The following is a 13,546-nucleotide window of genomic DNA, read 5'->3' on the forward strand; positions in this document are numbered from 1 at the left end:
CACGGCGCGTCAGAAGGCGTTGTAGACCCTGCGGTCGGCGGCCTTCGCATTGTCGAACGCCGCATTGATCGCGTCGCGCAACTTCCCGATCTTGACGTGGGTATCGTCGAGTTCGCCGGTTTCCTGCGCATTGGTCAGCAAGTCCATCCGCTCCTGGAAGATCCCGGCGGCCTCGTTCTCTTCCCAACCGTGCCGGACGAGCTTGGCGCTGGCCGTGAGCAGAGCGGCCTTGTAGGTCCCGAGATCGCTGATGTAGCCGTCCATCTCGGCGATCAGTGCGGCACGAGTCGATTCTGTGTACAGCATGGTGTGCTCCTGGAATGGTCTGCGGTGTCAGACGAGATTGGTCAGCGCTTCGACGTTGTCGGGGTCGATCTGCGAGTAGGTCTGGTTGCCCTCGAACACGACCTCTTTGATCGCCTCGATCTTCTGGTTGATCCGGACCGCCTCGTCCTGCCATTCGGTGGCGACCTGCTGGCCTTTCACCGCCGCGTCGCCTTCCCAGCCGGCACGGGCGGCATTGAAGGAGTCCTCCACCTTGCGAACGGTGGTCTGGATACCCGAGATGGCCTCCATGAACTCGTTGACGACGTCTGCCGCTTCTTTTTCGGTAAAGCTTGTCTGACCGGTCATTGTCTACCCTCTCATCAGGTGATTTTCGGTGGCTCCGCCGGCACCTTTCGACGGCGGAGTCGGTCGCTTCGTGATTTCCGACGCGTCGACTAGGGCATCCACCTCCCCCCGGGCAAGGTGTCGATCAGCGCCGAAATCGCCTGGGCGATGCGATGATCCGAACCCGGTGTGAAGGTGGACCAGATGGTCAGGTCCGCGGACGAACCCGGGCTCGCGACGATCCGACCCCGTTCGGTGTCGTAGATCGCCACGGCGCCGGTGGATCTGGTGCCGGCGCCCTCGGCATGGGCGTAGGCGACGACCTCGGTCCGAACCCGGCAGCTGGCCATTGCGAGGCCGAACTCCATGGCCTCACGGTCGTCGACGCCCAGCGTCAGCGCCACCTGCGCGAAGCCCGCTGCATCGGTGGCCGCGTCCAGACGAGGACGCAGTTCCGCGGCGGGCGCGCTGAAATCACCGATCGCGGCGGCCGGACAGGGGCCGAGCATGTCGAGCACCGGCTTGGCCAGCGCGGCGCCACTGTCGTCGGCCCAAGTGGTGCGCACGTCGAACGCCGTGCCCACGCGCGTCGCCACGGCGTGCGCGGAGCCGTTGCGCGCCAGGCACATCCGCCTACTCTCGGTCTGGCCGTAACTGCGCGCGATCAATTCCCGCTCGGGCCGGGCGAGCACATGGAGCGCGTCGGCGAGCTCGCCGCGCACGTCGTCGTATCCGTCCACGAGTCCGGCCCGCCGCAGCTCGGCGCGCGCCAAGTCCTGGGCCGCGCGCCACGCCGCCTCGGAATCCTGCTGTGGCCCCACGCCGAGGACGCCGGGCAACGTCTGCACACCGAGCAGGTCCGCCGCCACCAGCAGACCGTCGTTGGTCAGGGTCGTCACGGCGCGGCCCCCGTCTGCTCGCCCCGCGGCTCGGTCGCGCCGAGCACCGCGGGTGCGGCGTCGACGCCCGCCTCGATCTCGAGACCGGTGCCGGGCAGACCCGCGGCGGCGGCCCGGATCGTGCGGCCCTCTTCGCCCGCGGCCGCGGCCGCGGCCGGCGCCATACCCAGCGGCGCGGCGGGTACTCGGCCCGCCTGATCAGCCGCCGAACTCGACTGCCCGGGAAGTATTTCCACACGCGGCACGTGCTGCGCCAGAGTCCTGGCCTGATAGGCCGTCGGCTGCCGTATGGCGGCCATCCCGCCCAGCGCGGGGCTCACACCGGCGGGTGCGAACGCGGGCGCGACGCTCGGCGAAGGCGTGGCCGCCGCCTGTTCCGCCTCCAACGCCGCCGGCGACGCGATCACCGGTGGCTGACGCGACTCCCAGGGTTCGGCCAGCGCTGTCGAGGCCGACTCATAGCTCTGCATCACCCGGGCGGCGTTCGCCTTGGCCAGATCTCGCTCCTCGTCGACCTGCGCGGCCGCGGCGACCAGTGGCCCACCGAGCGCCGCTCCGGCCTGTTCGATACCCCGGCCGAGGGCCTCCAGCGCGGCGAGCTCGTCCACGTGCGGCATCGCCAGTTGCGCGACCTCGTACGCGACGACTTGACCGGCCACCCGCGCGGCGTTCTCCCCCGCCGCGGCCGCCGCCTCGACGAGCCACTCGCGCAGCTGCGAAATCCGCTGGACCACTTCCTCGGTGGCGTGTGATCGCCACGACTCCCTGATCTTCCCGATGACCTGGTCGTACTCGACGACGGCCGCGCCGAGACTCGCCGCCAGCCTGGCCCACGCGGCGGCCGACTCCGCCATCGGCGCCACGCCTGCGCCCGTGGACAGCTCGCGGGCCAGTCGATCCGTGGGTCTGGCCTGCCAGATCACCCCGGTGAAGCCGATGACCGGAGGCTCGATCATGGTGTCTCGATTCCGGGTTCAGCCCGCCGCCGCGCCGAGCGCGTCGGCGTTGCCCGCATCCATGCCGACCATGTCGGCTGACTGGGAACGCAAGGTGGCGGCCAGCTTCCGCATCTCCAGCACCCCGTTGGCCGCGGCCTCCCGGTAGGACGAACCGACCGTCGACAAGGTCTGCGCGACCCGCAGCGACACCTCGTCGGCGCCGGGCGCCGGCACGGCGAGCGCGGGACCGTCGACGGTCAGATCGTGTTCCAGCCGGGCGACGAGCGCGTCCAACGCGGCGGCCGCCTGACCGGCTCTGGTCGGATCGAATTCCATGAGTGCTCCCTGCTCGATGGCTCGTGTTCTAAAGGGTCAGCGCCTTGTCGGGCGGTTCGGTGCCCGGCACCTCGGTCACCCGTTCCACCGCGCCCACGACGGGCAGCGACGCCCCCTCGATCTCTCCCACGACCTCGTTGCCGTGTTCCTCGGTGACCAGCTGGCCGCGCAACCCGTCGGCGGTGCTCTCGGCGCCGCGCGCCATGCCGGCGGCGCCGGCGCCCATGGGCATCATGCCCGCGCCGGGGCTCATCATTCCGCCACGCGGGCCGGAGCTCGCGCCGGGCGCGACTGGTTGTCCGGCACCGGCGTTGGTACCCGCCGAACCCAGGCCGCCCGCCGTATTCGCACCGCCCCACGGCGTCAGCTGGCGGACGGCGCCGGCGGCGCCACCGCCACCCACACCACCGACCATGCCACCGCCACCGCCACCGCCACCACCGGCGAGTCCGTCGCGCGAAAGTTTCTCCGCGTCCTCACGATCCGGGGTGACCACCGGTTTCGGCGGAGCGAGCGCCTGATGGATCGAGGACACCTGTTGCGGCAGGCTGCCCGCCAACTGGGAAAGCGGGCCGAGGATCTGCATGATCTGCGACATCGCCTGCGACGGATCGACATTGCTCGGGGCGTTGGTCACCGGGACCTTGGTACCGGTCTCGGTCATCGCCGCGCTGTGCACCGAAAGTTCGCCGCGCGTCTTGGCCACCACCGCCAGCGCCTCGGCGATCGTCTCGGTGGTCAAGCCCACCAGGAACACCTGGCCCGCGCCGGTGGCGAGAAACGGCGCGGCCGCCGTGGCCGATGCCACGAACTTGGCGATCACCCCCGCCATCAAGCCCGCGCCTTGGAACACCGAGCCTGCCGCGGAGGTGACACCGACCGAGGTCTGAGCGCTCTGCTGCGCGACCGCCGCGGTGTCCTTCGATGTCTCGGCGCCCTTCTGGGCCGCCTCCATGGCGGCCATGCTCTGCCAGATCGCCATCACGGCCTGTAAAGCCGTGCTACCGAGCGTGGTCGCGGTCTGCAATACCGTGGACACGATCTGCATCATCTGCGCCGGATCGACCGGTGGCGCCGCCGGCTCCTGACCAGCCGCGGGCGCGGCCCCCTCGGCGGCCGCCGGTGCCGGTGCGGCGGAAGGCAACACGCCGGTACCGAATCCGCCGGCGAGATCGGTGAGAGGCTTGGCGAGCGCGGACAGGTCGAGCACCGGCAACGGCGGCATATCCGGCAACGGCGGCAGGCCAGGGATTTCCGGCAGCGCGGGAATGCCCATATCCCGCAGGACGTCGTTCACCGGGCGATCCAGCATCGGCCCGACGGGGCTCTGCCGAAGCAGATCCACTACCGATTGGTCCAAAGGCGCATTCATGAGCTGGATATGACCCCGAGCTCGGCCGCCGACGACGCATCGGTCACGTCGTAGAGAGCAGCCGCCTCGTGTGAGGCCACCGCCGTCATCGCGTACACGTGCGCCAGTTCGGCGACCGACATCATGTTATTGGCCTGCGCGTAGGCGAAGGCGGCGAGAAAGTCCTGGCCGATCAAACCGAAAACCGGAATGGCCGCGGCGATCGTCGCCGCCTGGTTCGCCGCACCGGCAACCGCGACTTCCCCGGCCATGACCGCCGCGGTGTTCCCGTACTGCCGAATGGCATCCGATGTGACGGCAATCTTGTCCATTCGAAACCTCAGCTACCAGAAGACGATTGGCACGGACTTCCTCAATGTACCGGATGGTCGCATGACTCGCCGAGCAAGTTTCGAAGAACAAAATGTAACTTCCGCCCAACGAATCGATGGCTTGCTATCACCACCGATCCGTTCATCGTCCCGCCATCTCCTCGTTGAACGCGGTGACCAGATCCCCGCGTTCGGCGAACGCGCGCTGCGCCGCCCGCGCCGCCGTCGTCACCACCAGCTGCCCGAAGTCCTGCGGCGACAACCGCGAGATCCCCTCGGAGAACTCCAGATCGCACAGCGCGCCATTGCCGTCCACCACCACGGTCACTTCGCCATCCGGCGAGGTCTCCCGCGCCCGGACCGCGGTCATCTGATCGCCGAGATCTCGAATCCTGTTGAGCTGCCTGCGGACCCGGTCCTCCAGCTCGTCCATCGCCGAACTCACACCAGCACCCCCGTTCACACCGGCCGCAGCCAGCTCTGCGGCTCCTGTTCGTACTCCTGCTCCTCCAGCAGTTCCTGTTCGGCCACATCCTCGGGCTTCGGCAATCCGGTGAGGGCGAGCACATCGGCACTCAGCCCGGCCGCCTCGAGCTCGGCCCGTCGCTCCATACCCGCCCGGTTGGCCGCCTGCTTGCACAATCGCAGAATCTCACCGGCCAACGCGCCGGGGTCCCGGCGCAATTCACCGGGCTCGACGGTGATCGAGATCGGTAGCCCCTGCTCGGTCGTGACGACCGAGATCGAACCGCTGCGTGAAGTCGCTGTCGCCATATGCGTCCTTGTCGCTCGTCCTGTTGTGCAGTGTACGACCGGAACCCGGACGCTCACACCCGCTCGTCCTTGATGGCGCGGACGACCTCGGCGATCTCGGTATTGATCAGGGCGGCCAGCCGATTCCGATCGACGGGCTCGAACACGGGTCGCGAGTCCGGTGTGACGATCGCGTACCGGCCGTCTCGGTCCAGGTCACGCCATTCGAGCCGCCTGCGCGTGATACCGCGTGGGCCGAAACGCGATCTGCCCTGTTCGATCTCGATCACGCCCGCGCCACTCACCCTCGACTCGGCGAACCGCTGCCAGTGGTCGGCGTCGTGATCGTATGTGGGTTCGTGGGCGGGCGACGTGGCGTAGAAATGGTCGAAACCGTCGCCGTGCCGGGGTTCGAGGCGCCCGAGCGAACCCGCGGGCTGCTCGGGCAATGTTCGGCTGACAACCTCGGCCAAACCCAGCGCGTCCACCGCGATGATCGTGAAAGCGACGCTGTGCCAAAGGGTTTCGCCCGGCTCCTGGTCGATGACGAATCCCCGGTCACCGCTGCGCACCGCGAGTCGCGCGATTCGGCAACGCGGATCCCGCTCGTCGCCCCGCCAACCCGTGATCACCACGCGGATATCCGGGCAGGCCATCGCGGCCAGGCCGTCGTCCAGCGACGAACCCCACGTCGCGCGCAGCCGTTCCGCGGCTTCGGCACGCTCACGCCGATAGTCCGCCAGCAGCGGTGTGCGGCTGGTGAAAACGAACGGGCGCGGTACCGTTCCCATTCTCATTCGCGCCCAAGCGACGACGAACTCCAGATCCGAAAGACGACACGACAGCGCCGCCATCACGACAACCTCACCGGTCGACGACGGGACGCGCCACGATCTGCGGACCGCCCACGGCTTCATCGAGGTGTTCGGTCGAGTCGAGATGACCTCGGCGACTCCGGTCGCGCTCCTCGGAGCCCGCGCCGCGCCCGGGTGTACCCGCGGCCCCGGGCGCACCGTGCAGGGGAACCCCCGAGGCGGAGCCCGCACGGGGCGCGGCTACAGCGGAGGTGGCGGTGGCGCGCGGAAACAGGTATCCGTCACGCCTCGGCGCACCGGCGTTGTGCGTGGACCGAGACGCTGCACCCTGTCCGCCTGATGCCGAACCTCCACCGACCCGGGGGTCTGCCGCGCCGGCGGCGAGCGTTCGCGCGGAGTCGGCTCCCGCTCCCGCGACCGGGCTGCCCTCCGCGCCCGTCATCGCGTCGGCGCCGGCCCGCAGCATGTCGGCGGTCCCTTGCCCGAGGCTACCCGTTACCGCGTTCTCATCGCTCGCCCCCGGCGATGCCGACCGCGGTGCGCGCGCGGCGGAAGTATCGCCGGGACCTGCGCCGGGGGGCGCCGCGAAACCCGGGCCGCCGAACTGCGTCGGGCTCCCAGGTGTTCGGTTGTCCTGGGGGAGCACCGGCGACGACACCGGACTCTGCGGGCGTGGCAGAACCGGTATCGAGGAGTCCGAGTCGACGACGCCCGGCCAATAGAACTCGTCGACCATATACCGAGCCCGCTCGGTATACGTCGAGTTGACCGAGCCGTCGTCGGATGTGCCTTCCTTGGTGATGGCCAACCACCACGTCGTGTAGGAGAGGTTCGCACCGACCGACGCCATGCCTGCGATCAGATTCCGCACATCGGTGGCGTATCGCTCGGTAGCCTCCCGCGCTGCCGGGCCACCGGCGCCGCCCCACATGGCGGACGCGTCGAGCACGTTGCGTCGAAGGTCCTCGTACTCGCGATCGAGCCTGGTCGCCATCCACTCCCAGGTCCGCGCGGCGGAGTCGACAGACGCTGGATCGATGCTGGCGTGCAATTCCCGGAGTTGGTCGAAGGTCATGGCGTCGGCGTGCGAAACCGCGATCGAGGGAGGATAGAACTCGGTCACGGCGTCATTGGTGCCCGGTACCGACACACCCGACAGATGCCGGATCTTCTCGATGGCCGACGCATCGCCCCACTCGCCTCGGCCTCGCACGACGTCGACGGCCGTCCGGCCGAACTCCTCGACCAGAGTCTTCCCGCCGTACACGTTGTTGTAGCCGAGTTCCAGCATGAGGACGTCGTAGACGTAGTTGTCCTGAATCAGATTGTCGCCGTCCACGCCCGCACCCAGATCGCGCAGATCGTCGTACTGGTACGGCGTGTACACCGCCCATCTGCTCCGCACATCCGTCGGTTCCGCCGGCACCGAGATCCCCTCGAACTCAGCGGTCGACAGCCCCTCGGCCTCGGCGTACCGCCTGCCCGCGGCGATGAACGCGTCGGTCATCTCGGTCAGGATCTCGGCGTGCCGGTCGAGATAGGTGAGCACGTCGGTTCCGCGCGCCGACATCTTCCGCGCCAGTTCACGTCCGGATTCCAGGCCGGAGAAGGGTTTCAGTTCGGCGATCTCGCCGACCTCGTCCCGCACACCCAGCACGATGCCGACCAACTCCGCGCAGAGACGGGCACACGCCGCGGCCTCACCGTGGAAAGTGACGTCACCGGAACCTATTTCGGCCCACGTCGTGGATTCGCCCATCCGGTCGTGCTCCTCGTCGCTGTCGCACCGGCTACCTCAACGCCCCCCGGCTGCGGCCATGATGACACAGGGCACCTGTTCCAGGCACGGCAATCAGCGATCCCGGCACGCCGACGCGCTCGGCAGCCCGTTCACACCCGTTCGTCCCGAATCGCGCGCACGACCGCGATGATCTCGGTGTTCACCAGCGCGACCAACGCGGTGGCGTCGACGCCGACGGCTCGCGCGGGCAGGCCGTCGATGATCGCGTAGCGGCCGTCGTCCACCAGATCACGCCACTCGATCTCCCGGCGCACGATGCCGCGCGGACCGAACCGGGAGGTTCCCTGTATCACCTTGACGACACCCGTGCGCGAGGCGGGCATCGTCAGGAAGGCGCTCCTGCGATCCGAGACCGGATCATCGTCCTTGACCGGCGATCTGCCGTACCGGCGATCGGTCTCGGCATCCTCGGGGTCGGGCAGGACGATCTCCCCCGGCTTCCCGGCCGGCGCCGCGGGCATCCGCGCGACGATCTCCGTCGCGAGATCGACCGCTCGGCACTCGGTGACGACGTATCCACCGCTGTGCCAGATCGTTTCACCGGGCCGCTGCTCCACGACGAAACCCTGCTCGCCCTTGCGGCCGCCGATCAAGCGCACACAGGCCGCCGGATCGTCGGGGTCCGCGCCGCCCCAGCCGTCGACCACGATGCGAATGTCGGGAAACGCCAGCACTTCCAGGAATTCGGCGATGTCGCGCCGATCCGCCCTGGCGCGCAGAGCTTGCCTGGTGCGCGCCTTCTCCAGGACGAAATCATCGTGCCCGGGGGTACGGCTGGTGAAGATCAGCGGCGAGGGCAACCCATCCCGGTCGACCTCCTCCCACAGCACGAAGAACTCCAGATCGCCGAACTCCCAGGTTCTGCTCACTGGTCGACCACCGGCTTGAACGCGGTCGGCGCCTCGCCCACCGCCTCGTCCAGGTGCTCGGCCGAGTCCAGATAGGCGGGCCGCTTGTGTTCCTTGCCTTCGCCGCCCGCGTTGCGTCCGGCCGCGCCCGCGGCTCCGGGCGGGCCCGGGTACGGACCCATCGAGGCGATCCCCGCACGGGCCGCGCCGGCGAGTCCCGTGGTGACGCCGCTGGCGACACCGGCGCGCGGGAAGAGCTTGCCGACATCTCCCACGGGCCGCGCCGCGGGCGCCGCACCGCCGGGTCCCGGTCCCGAACCGAGGCCCTTCGCGGCGTTGAGAGCGGCCGCCCGCGCGGCGTCCAACGCGGACGGCGTCGGCAGCCCGCCGAGCGCCGGAATGCCCTGGGCCGCCTGCTGTGCCGCCGACATCGCCTCCTGCGCCGCCTGCTCACCCGCCGACGCGGCCTGCTCGGCGGCACGGCGAGCTTGTTCGGCCGCTTGCTCCCTGGCCTGCTGCTCCTGCTGCCTGCGCGCCGCCTCCTGCTGCTCGCGCTGCCACTGCGCCGCCGCCTGCTGCTGCCGGGCGGCGGCCTCCTGTTGCTCGCGCTGAAGTCGCTCGGTGTCGAGCCGGGCGCCGTCGCGCGGCCCTGCGATCTGTTGCAGGCCACGGGTGTCGAGGTAGCCGGGGCCCGGCCCGGGACCGATGGGCAATCCGGGACCAGGACCGGGACCAGGACCGGGACCACCCGGTGTCTCCTCGGGGGTGACCGTCAGCAGTTCCTTGTTCGGCGGCGGCATGGGCGGTATCGCGGAACTCGACTGCTGGACGCCGGGCACGTAGAAGTTGTTGAACGCGGTGCGCGCCCTTGGTAGTAGAACGTCGCGTGCGTAGGGCTTCCCTACGCTGGCGGTGCCACCGGCGCCGTCCCACGACGCCTGCCACGGCATATTGAGCTTCACGGTGTGCAGCCACCCCGATGTCCAGCTGAGGTTGTTGCCGACCGAGCTCACCGCACTCGTGAGATCCAGAACGTTGGATCGGTAGGTCAGCGCCGCGGTCAGCGACGCCTGCGGGCCCTCCCCACCCCACTCTCCTGAGGCGTGCAACTGCTCGATGCCGTTGGCGAGATCGTTGAACGCGACGTCGAGCCGCGCCGAGATCCAATTCCACACCGCGGCGGCATCGATCACGTCCTGCGAGTGGTCTCCCAGCGCCTGGCCGAGCTCGTAGAAGGTGGTGTACTCGATCGCGTAGGCGTTCTCGATGGACGGGTCCCCGGTCCACCGGTCGCCGTCCCTGGCCGAGTCGTTGGGCTTCTCGACCAGCTCGACCGGAATGGCGCCCATCCCTTTGGTCTGCGGCTGCACTTCCGAATTGGGATCGGGCAGCCGATCGCCCTCGGGGAAGTGGGGGCCACTGGTGCCGCTGCGCAATTCCCGCGCCCATCCCGGCAGCGTCCCCTCGCCACGCAACGGCACACCGGGGAAGTCGCGTCGCGTGTCCTGCCAGTTGCCGAAACGATCCATCCGGAACGTCTCGAACTGCTCGGCGGCGGATTCATCGGTGTCCTCGTAGATCTTGCCCGCGATCAGGAACATCTCGCCCATGCCGCGCAGGATCTTCTCGTCCTCGGCGAGGCGGTCGTCCAGATCTCGCGCCACCGAGAGGAACCGCTGCCGCAGCGTCTGCCCGGAGGGGAGGTTGCCGAATCCCTGATACTCGGTGATCCGATCCGTCGCGGCCTTGCCGATCAGCATCATGGTGAGCGAGTCGGCGACGATGCCCGCGGCTGATCTGGCGGCGCCCTCGCCGATGTCGATCTTCCCCGCCGCCGCCTGCTCCTGGAACGCGACCCAGGGGTTCTCGCCTTCACCGGCCATCGGTCTGTCCACCTTTCCGCCGGGGTCCCGACCACAACCTTCGCACAACGCCTCCCGACGCGGCCACCCCGGCCGCGGACTTCACTTCCACTATCTTGCACCCGGTATCGGCATTGTCCAGCCCTCGAGTCGGGGGCTGACAGCCGATGACGCAGCGTCCGGCGTTCGGATACCCGGGACCGATACAACATCTGGCAAACAAAGGGCATCCGGACGACCTCGACTTCGAGAACGGCGAACCGTCACCGTCGGCGCGGCCGGGCGCCCAGCACGCTCAGTAGACCTCGTCTTTGATGGATTTCACCACCGCGGCGATCTCGGTGTTGATCGCCGCGATCATCCGGCGTTCGTCCGCGGCTGCGGCGAACGGCGGACTCCCGCTGACGATGACATACCGGCCGTCCTCGACCACATCGCGCCACTCGAGGCGGCGGCGCACACGACCGCGCGGTCCGAACTTCGACCTCCCTTGGTCCACGGTCATTGTTCCCATCCCGCGCGTGGCCGACCGCAGGAACGACTCCGCCCGATGCGCGTCCGAGGGTTCGAACGAGTCCCACAGCGGCGAACTCTCATGCGAATCGTCCATGTCACGACGGCCATCGGCGAACTCCTCGGGAGTCGGCAGCACGATGTGCTTGTGGGTCCCCGGCCCCACCTCGGGCAGGCGGCTCACCACCGCGTCGGCGAGCGACAGCGCACCGACTTCGGTGACCGTGAAACCGCCGCTGTGCTCCACCGTCTCACCGGGCGACTGCGACACGACATAGCCACGCTCACCCCGGCGAACCGCCAGCAGCCGTACGACATTCGCGGGCTCGGCGGCATCCGGACCGCGCAAACCTCGAATTCGCACGGCGATGTCCGGACGCGCGATGTCCTCGAAGATCCGGGCGAGTTCATGGCCTTCGCTGTCACGGAGCCGCTCGCGCGTGCGCGCGCATTCCCGGAGGAAGTCCTGCCGGAACTCGGTGCGGGAGATGAACGAGAACGGCTGCGGCAGCGATCCTTCCCGCATACCGTCCCAGAGCGCCACGAACTCCAGGTCGGTGAAGTCCCACCGGCGATTCATCGTTCGACGACGGGTCGCACCACTCGGGGCGCTTCGCCCATCGCCTCCTCCAGGTGCTCCGTCGAGTCCAGATAGGTCGGCCGCTTCCGCTCGCCCGCGTTCTCGCCGGCACCACGCGCGGGTGCGCCCGCGGCGCCCGGCGCACCGGGCATCATCCCGCCGGTCGGCGACAGTCCCGCGCGCGGGAACATCGTTCCCGCACCGGATCCCAGGCCACCCGCGCGTGGAAACAGCCTCGACGCCTCTGCCGCGGTACGCGCGGGCCCGCTGCCACTGCCCACGCCGGGGCCACCGCCGCCGGTGGGCTTGGCGCCCGTGCCCGGCCCGGCCGCCATCCTCGGATCAACCGGTCTGGCCGCCGCCGCTTGCTGCCCGAGCGCTTGCTGTCCGGCGGCCAACGCCTGCTGAGCGGCCTGCTGGGCACCCGAGAGAGCCTGTTGGGCGGCCTGCTGAGCACCCGACTGCTGCGCGGCCTGCCGCTGCTGTTCGGCCAATCGCCGGGCCGCCTCGGCGGCCCCCTCGCGCCCCGGCATCCCGCCGGGCATCCCGCCCACCACCGGAACCGTCGTCCCGCTGCCACCGGACGGCATCGGACCCACGCCGGGCGCGATCGGGGCGGACAGGCCGGGGCCAGGGCCCGGACCCGCTGCCATCGCACCGGGTCCCGGCCCCGCGACGCCACCCGGGCCGGGACCGCCACCCGACTCGCCCCCGGGTTCGCCGTTCACGGACGGCACGTCACCGAAATAGCCGTCCGGCAACGGAATCAACGGAACGCGGGAACCCGATTCGGTCGCTCCTGTTCCGTACGTGACGTTCATGTTCGTCTGGTATTTCGCAAGGTCGTCCGCTGCGGTGGAACCGCTGGTTCCATAAGCGGTATACCCCGGCGACTGCGATGCGGGGTTGACCGGACTTTGGGGCATGCTGACGCGGGTGTCCTCCATCCATCCCACCGCGTACTCGAGGTTGTCCGCGATCACCTTCATCGACTTACGCAGGGGGGGCACGCTTTCCAAGTAGCTCGAGACAGCGGCCGCTGCGGCTTCGCGGCCCGCGCCTCGCCAGCTTTCGCCGGTCACCCCGACCATACCTACGCGGAAGGAAGAGTATGCCTCGTGCACGTTGTCCGCGAGCCATGACCACACACCGGCGCGATTGGCCACCTTGGCCTTTTCCTCGCCCACACTCTGCCCCAAGTAATAGAGCTGACTGTAGCTTCGGCTCGAACCCTCTTCGACATTCGGACCGTAGCTGACCGCACCGAAGCCAGGGGGCAGTCCGCCGTCGAACTCCTGCATCCGCTCCGAGGGCCCGGTCAGCGTCGGCGCGGTGGGCGGCCCATCGGTCTCGTCCAGCGGGAGGTAGCTACTCGTCGGAGTGACGGAGTCGGGCGTGTATCTCGGGGTAGTGTTGGAGGTATCGATCGTCCTCGGCTCGCCACTCAACCGACCCGGTTCCGTGGGGAGAGCGATCGAATCCAACAGTTCCGCATTACCTTCATCAGCGCCGACGTAAGCCTTCCCGGCGGCGATGAACGTATCGAACATGTCCTCGAGAATCTCGACATGCCGGTCGACGGCGGCGATCAGGTCATCGCCGCGGTTGTCGAACATCCGGCCGAGCTCCGAACCGGATCTCATGTTCGAGAAGACCAGGGAGTGATTGTGGCTCTCGAGCGCCTGTTCCCTGACCGCCATCAGCTTCGCGATCGCGTCGGCCGCGGCGTTCGCCAAGTTGTACGCCGCGCTCGGTTCGAACTCCAGCGTCCCCTCCGACGCGTAGCCGCTCAACGTCGGCCACGGATCGGTACGATCGCCGGCCGAACCGCCATTCCCTTCATCAGCCACAGCACGCACTCCGATGGTCACAGGATCTCGGGTCCAACCCCGTACATGGTGACACG

At 69.1% G+C, this 13,546-nt stretch carries 15 protein-coding genes; all 15 read right to left on the reverse strand.

The window, feature by feature from the left end:
• Window positions 1-9: 9 nt before the first annotated feature.
• The 15 genes from OHB21_RS03190 to OHB21_RS03260 all read right to left on the reverse strand — a co-directional run bounded on the left by OHB21_RS03190 (window position 10) and on the right by OHB21_RS03260 (window position 13,490).
• A complete protein-coding gene (locus tag OHB21_RS03190; RefSeq protein ID WP_195125521.1) occupies window positions 10-306 on the reverse strand; it encodes a hypothetical protein in 297 nt (98 codons plus the stop codon).
• A 27-nt stretch (window positions 307-333) separates the two neighbouring features.
• Window positions 334-633 carry a WXG100 family type VII secretion target gene (locus tag OHB21_RS03195; RefSeq protein ID WP_084537481.1) on the reverse strand — a complete coding sequence of 100 codons (300 nt, stop codon included), beginning with the start codon at window positions 631-633 and terminating at the stop codon, window positions 334-336.
• A gap of 89 nt (window positions 634-722) precedes the next feature.
• Window positions 723-1,511, reverse strand: a complete 789-nt coding sequence (locus tag OHB21_RS03200; protein ID WP_195125522.1) for an ESX secretion-associated protein EspG — start codon at window positions 1,509-1,511, stop codon at window positions 723-725.
• Window positions 1,508-2,467 carry a PPE domain-containing protein gene (locus OHB21_RS03205; RefSeq protein WP_195125523.1) on the reverse strand — a complete coding sequence of 320 codons (960 nt, stop codon included), beginning with the start codon at window positions 2,465-2,467 and terminating at the stop codon, window positions 1,508-1,510. The genes OHB21_RS03200 and OHB21_RS03205 overlap by 4 nt, the downstream gene beginning before the upstream one ends.
• Window positions 2,468-2,485: 18 nt before the next feature.
• On the reverse strand, window positions 2,486-2,785 hold the full coding sequence (locus tag OHB21_RS03210) for a PE family protein (protein ID WP_067507395.1): 300 nt from the start codon (window positions 2,783-2,785) through the stop codon (window positions 2,486-2,488).
• A gap of 28 nt (window positions 2,786-2,813) precedes the next feature.
• On the reverse strand, window positions 2,814-4,157 hold the full coding sequence (locus OHB21_RS03215; protein ID WP_195125524.1) for a hypothetical protein: 1,344 nt from the start codon (window positions 4,155-4,157) through the stop codon (window positions 2,814-2,816).
• Entirely contained in the window at window positions 4,154-4,468 is a 315-nt protein-coding gene (locus OHB21_RS03220; protein WP_067507401.1) for a type VII secretion target, read from the reverse strand. The genes OHB21_RS03215 and OHB21_RS03220 overlap by 4 nt, the downstream gene beginning before the upstream one ends.
• 142 nt (window positions 4,469-4,610) lie before the next feature.
• On the reverse strand, window positions 4,611-4,913 hold the full coding sequence (locus tag OHB21_RS03225) for a YbaB/EbfC family nucleoid-associated protein (RefSeq protein WP_113975217.1): 303 nt from the start codon (window positions 4,911-4,913) through the stop codon (window positions 4,611-4,613).
• Between the two features lie 14 nt (window positions 4,914-4,927).
• Window positions 4,928-5,242, reverse strand: a complete 315-nt coding sequence (locus OHB21_RS03230) for a hypothetical protein (RefSeq protein ID WP_067507406.1) — start codon at window positions 5,240-5,242, stop codon at window positions 4,928-4,930.
• Between the two features lie 53 nt (window positions 5,243-5,295).
• A complete protein-coding gene (locus OHB21_RS03235) occupies window positions 5,296-6,138 on the reverse strand; it encodes an ESX secretion-associated protein EspG (protein ID WP_084537482.1) in 843 nt (280 codons plus the stop codon).
• Complete coding sequence (locus OHB21_RS03240) at window positions 6,086-7,795, reverse strand: hypothetical protein (protein ID WP_195125525.1); 1,710 nt, start codon at window positions 7,793-7,795, stop codon at window positions 6,086-6,088. Before OHB21_RS03240 ends, OHB21_RS03235 begins: the two co-directional genes overlap by 53 nt.
• A 131-nt stretch (window positions 7,796-7,926) precedes the next feature.
• The gene (locus OHB21_RS03245) at window positions 7,927-8,706 is read right to left on the reverse strand and encodes an ESX secretion-associated protein EspG (RefSeq protein WP_067507411.1); all 780 of its coding nucleotides are present in this window, start codon (window positions 8,704-8,706) and stop codon (window positions 7,927-7,929) included.
• Window positions 8,703-10,568, reverse strand: coding sequence for a hypothetical protein (locus OHB21_RS03250; RefSeq protein ID WP_067507414.1), 1,866 nt, complete (start codon window positions 10,566-10,568; stop codon window positions 8,703-8,705). The genes OHB21_RS03245 and OHB21_RS03250 overlap by 4 nt, the downstream gene beginning before the upstream one ends.
• 274 nt (window positions 10,569-10,842) lie before the next feature.
• Window positions 10,843-11,640 (reverse strand): ESX secretion-associated protein EspG, encoded by a 798-nt coding sequence (locus tag OHB21_RS03255; RefSeq protein ID WP_195125526.1) that lies wholly within the window; start codon window positions 11,638-11,640, stop codon window positions 10,843-10,845.
• Window positions 11,637-13,490 (reverse strand): hypothetical protein, encoded by a 1,854-nt coding sequence (locus OHB21_RS03260; RefSeq protein ID WP_195125527.1) that lies wholly within the window; start codon window positions 13,488-13,490, stop codon window positions 11,637-11,639. The genes OHB21_RS03255 and OHB21_RS03260 overlap by 4 nt, the downstream gene beginning before the upstream one ends.
• Window positions 13,491-13,546: the final 56 nt, after the last annotated feature.

The sequence above is a fragment of the Nocardia puris genome, assembly GCF_036051655.1.
Classification (GTDB): Bacteria; Actinomycetota; Actinomycetes; order Mycobacteriales; family Mycobacteriaceae; genus Nocardia; species Nocardia puris.

Bases quoted from the DNA above. Each gene is read 5' to 3' on its own strand.
- OHB21_RS03190 (WP_195125521.1), bottom strand. From the start codon at position 306: ATGCTGTACACAGAATCGACTCGTGCCGCACTGATCGCCGAGATGGAC.
- OHB21_RS03195 (WP_084537481.1), bottom strand. From the start codon at position 633: ATGACCGGTCAGACAAGCTTTACCGAAAAAGAAGCGGCAGACGTCGTC.
- OHB21_RS03205 (WP_195125523.1), bottom strand. From the start codon at position 2,467: ATGATCGAGCCTCCGGTCATCGGCTTCACCGGGGTGATCTGGCAGGCC.
- OHB21_RS03210 (WP_067507395.1), bottom strand. From the start codon at position 2,785: ATGGAATTCGATCCGACCAGAGCCGGTCAGGCGGCCGCCGCGTTGGAC.
- OHB21_RS03215 (WP_195125524.1), bottom strand. From the start codon at position 4,157: ATGAATGCGCCTTTGGACCAATCGGTAGTGGATCTGCTTCGGCAGAGC.
- OHB21_RS03220 (WP_067507401.1), bottom strand. From the start codon at position 4,468: ATGGACAAGATTGCCGTCACATCGGATGCCATTCGGCAGTACGGGAAC.
- OHB21_RS03230 (WP_067507406.1), bottom strand. From the start codon at position 5,242: ATGGCGACAGCGACTTCACGCAGCGGTTCGATCTCGGTCGTCACGACC.
- OHB21_RS03235 (WP_084537482.1), bottom strand. From the start codon at position 6,138: ATGAAGCCGTGGGCGGTCCGCAGATCGTGGCGCGTCCCGTCGTCGACC.
- OHB21_RS03240 (WP_195125525.1), bottom strand. From the start codon at position 7,795: ATGGGCGAATCCACGACGTGGGCCGAAATAGGTTCCGGTGACGTCACT.
- OHB21_RS03250 (WP_067507414.1), bottom strand. From the start codon at position 10,568: ATGGCCGGTGAAGGCGAGAACCCCTGGGTCGCGTTCCAGGAGCAGGCG.
- OHB21_RS03255 (WP_195125526.1), bottom strand. From the start codon at position 11,640: ATGAATCGCCGGTGGGACTTCACCGACCTGGAGTTCGTGGCGCTCTGG.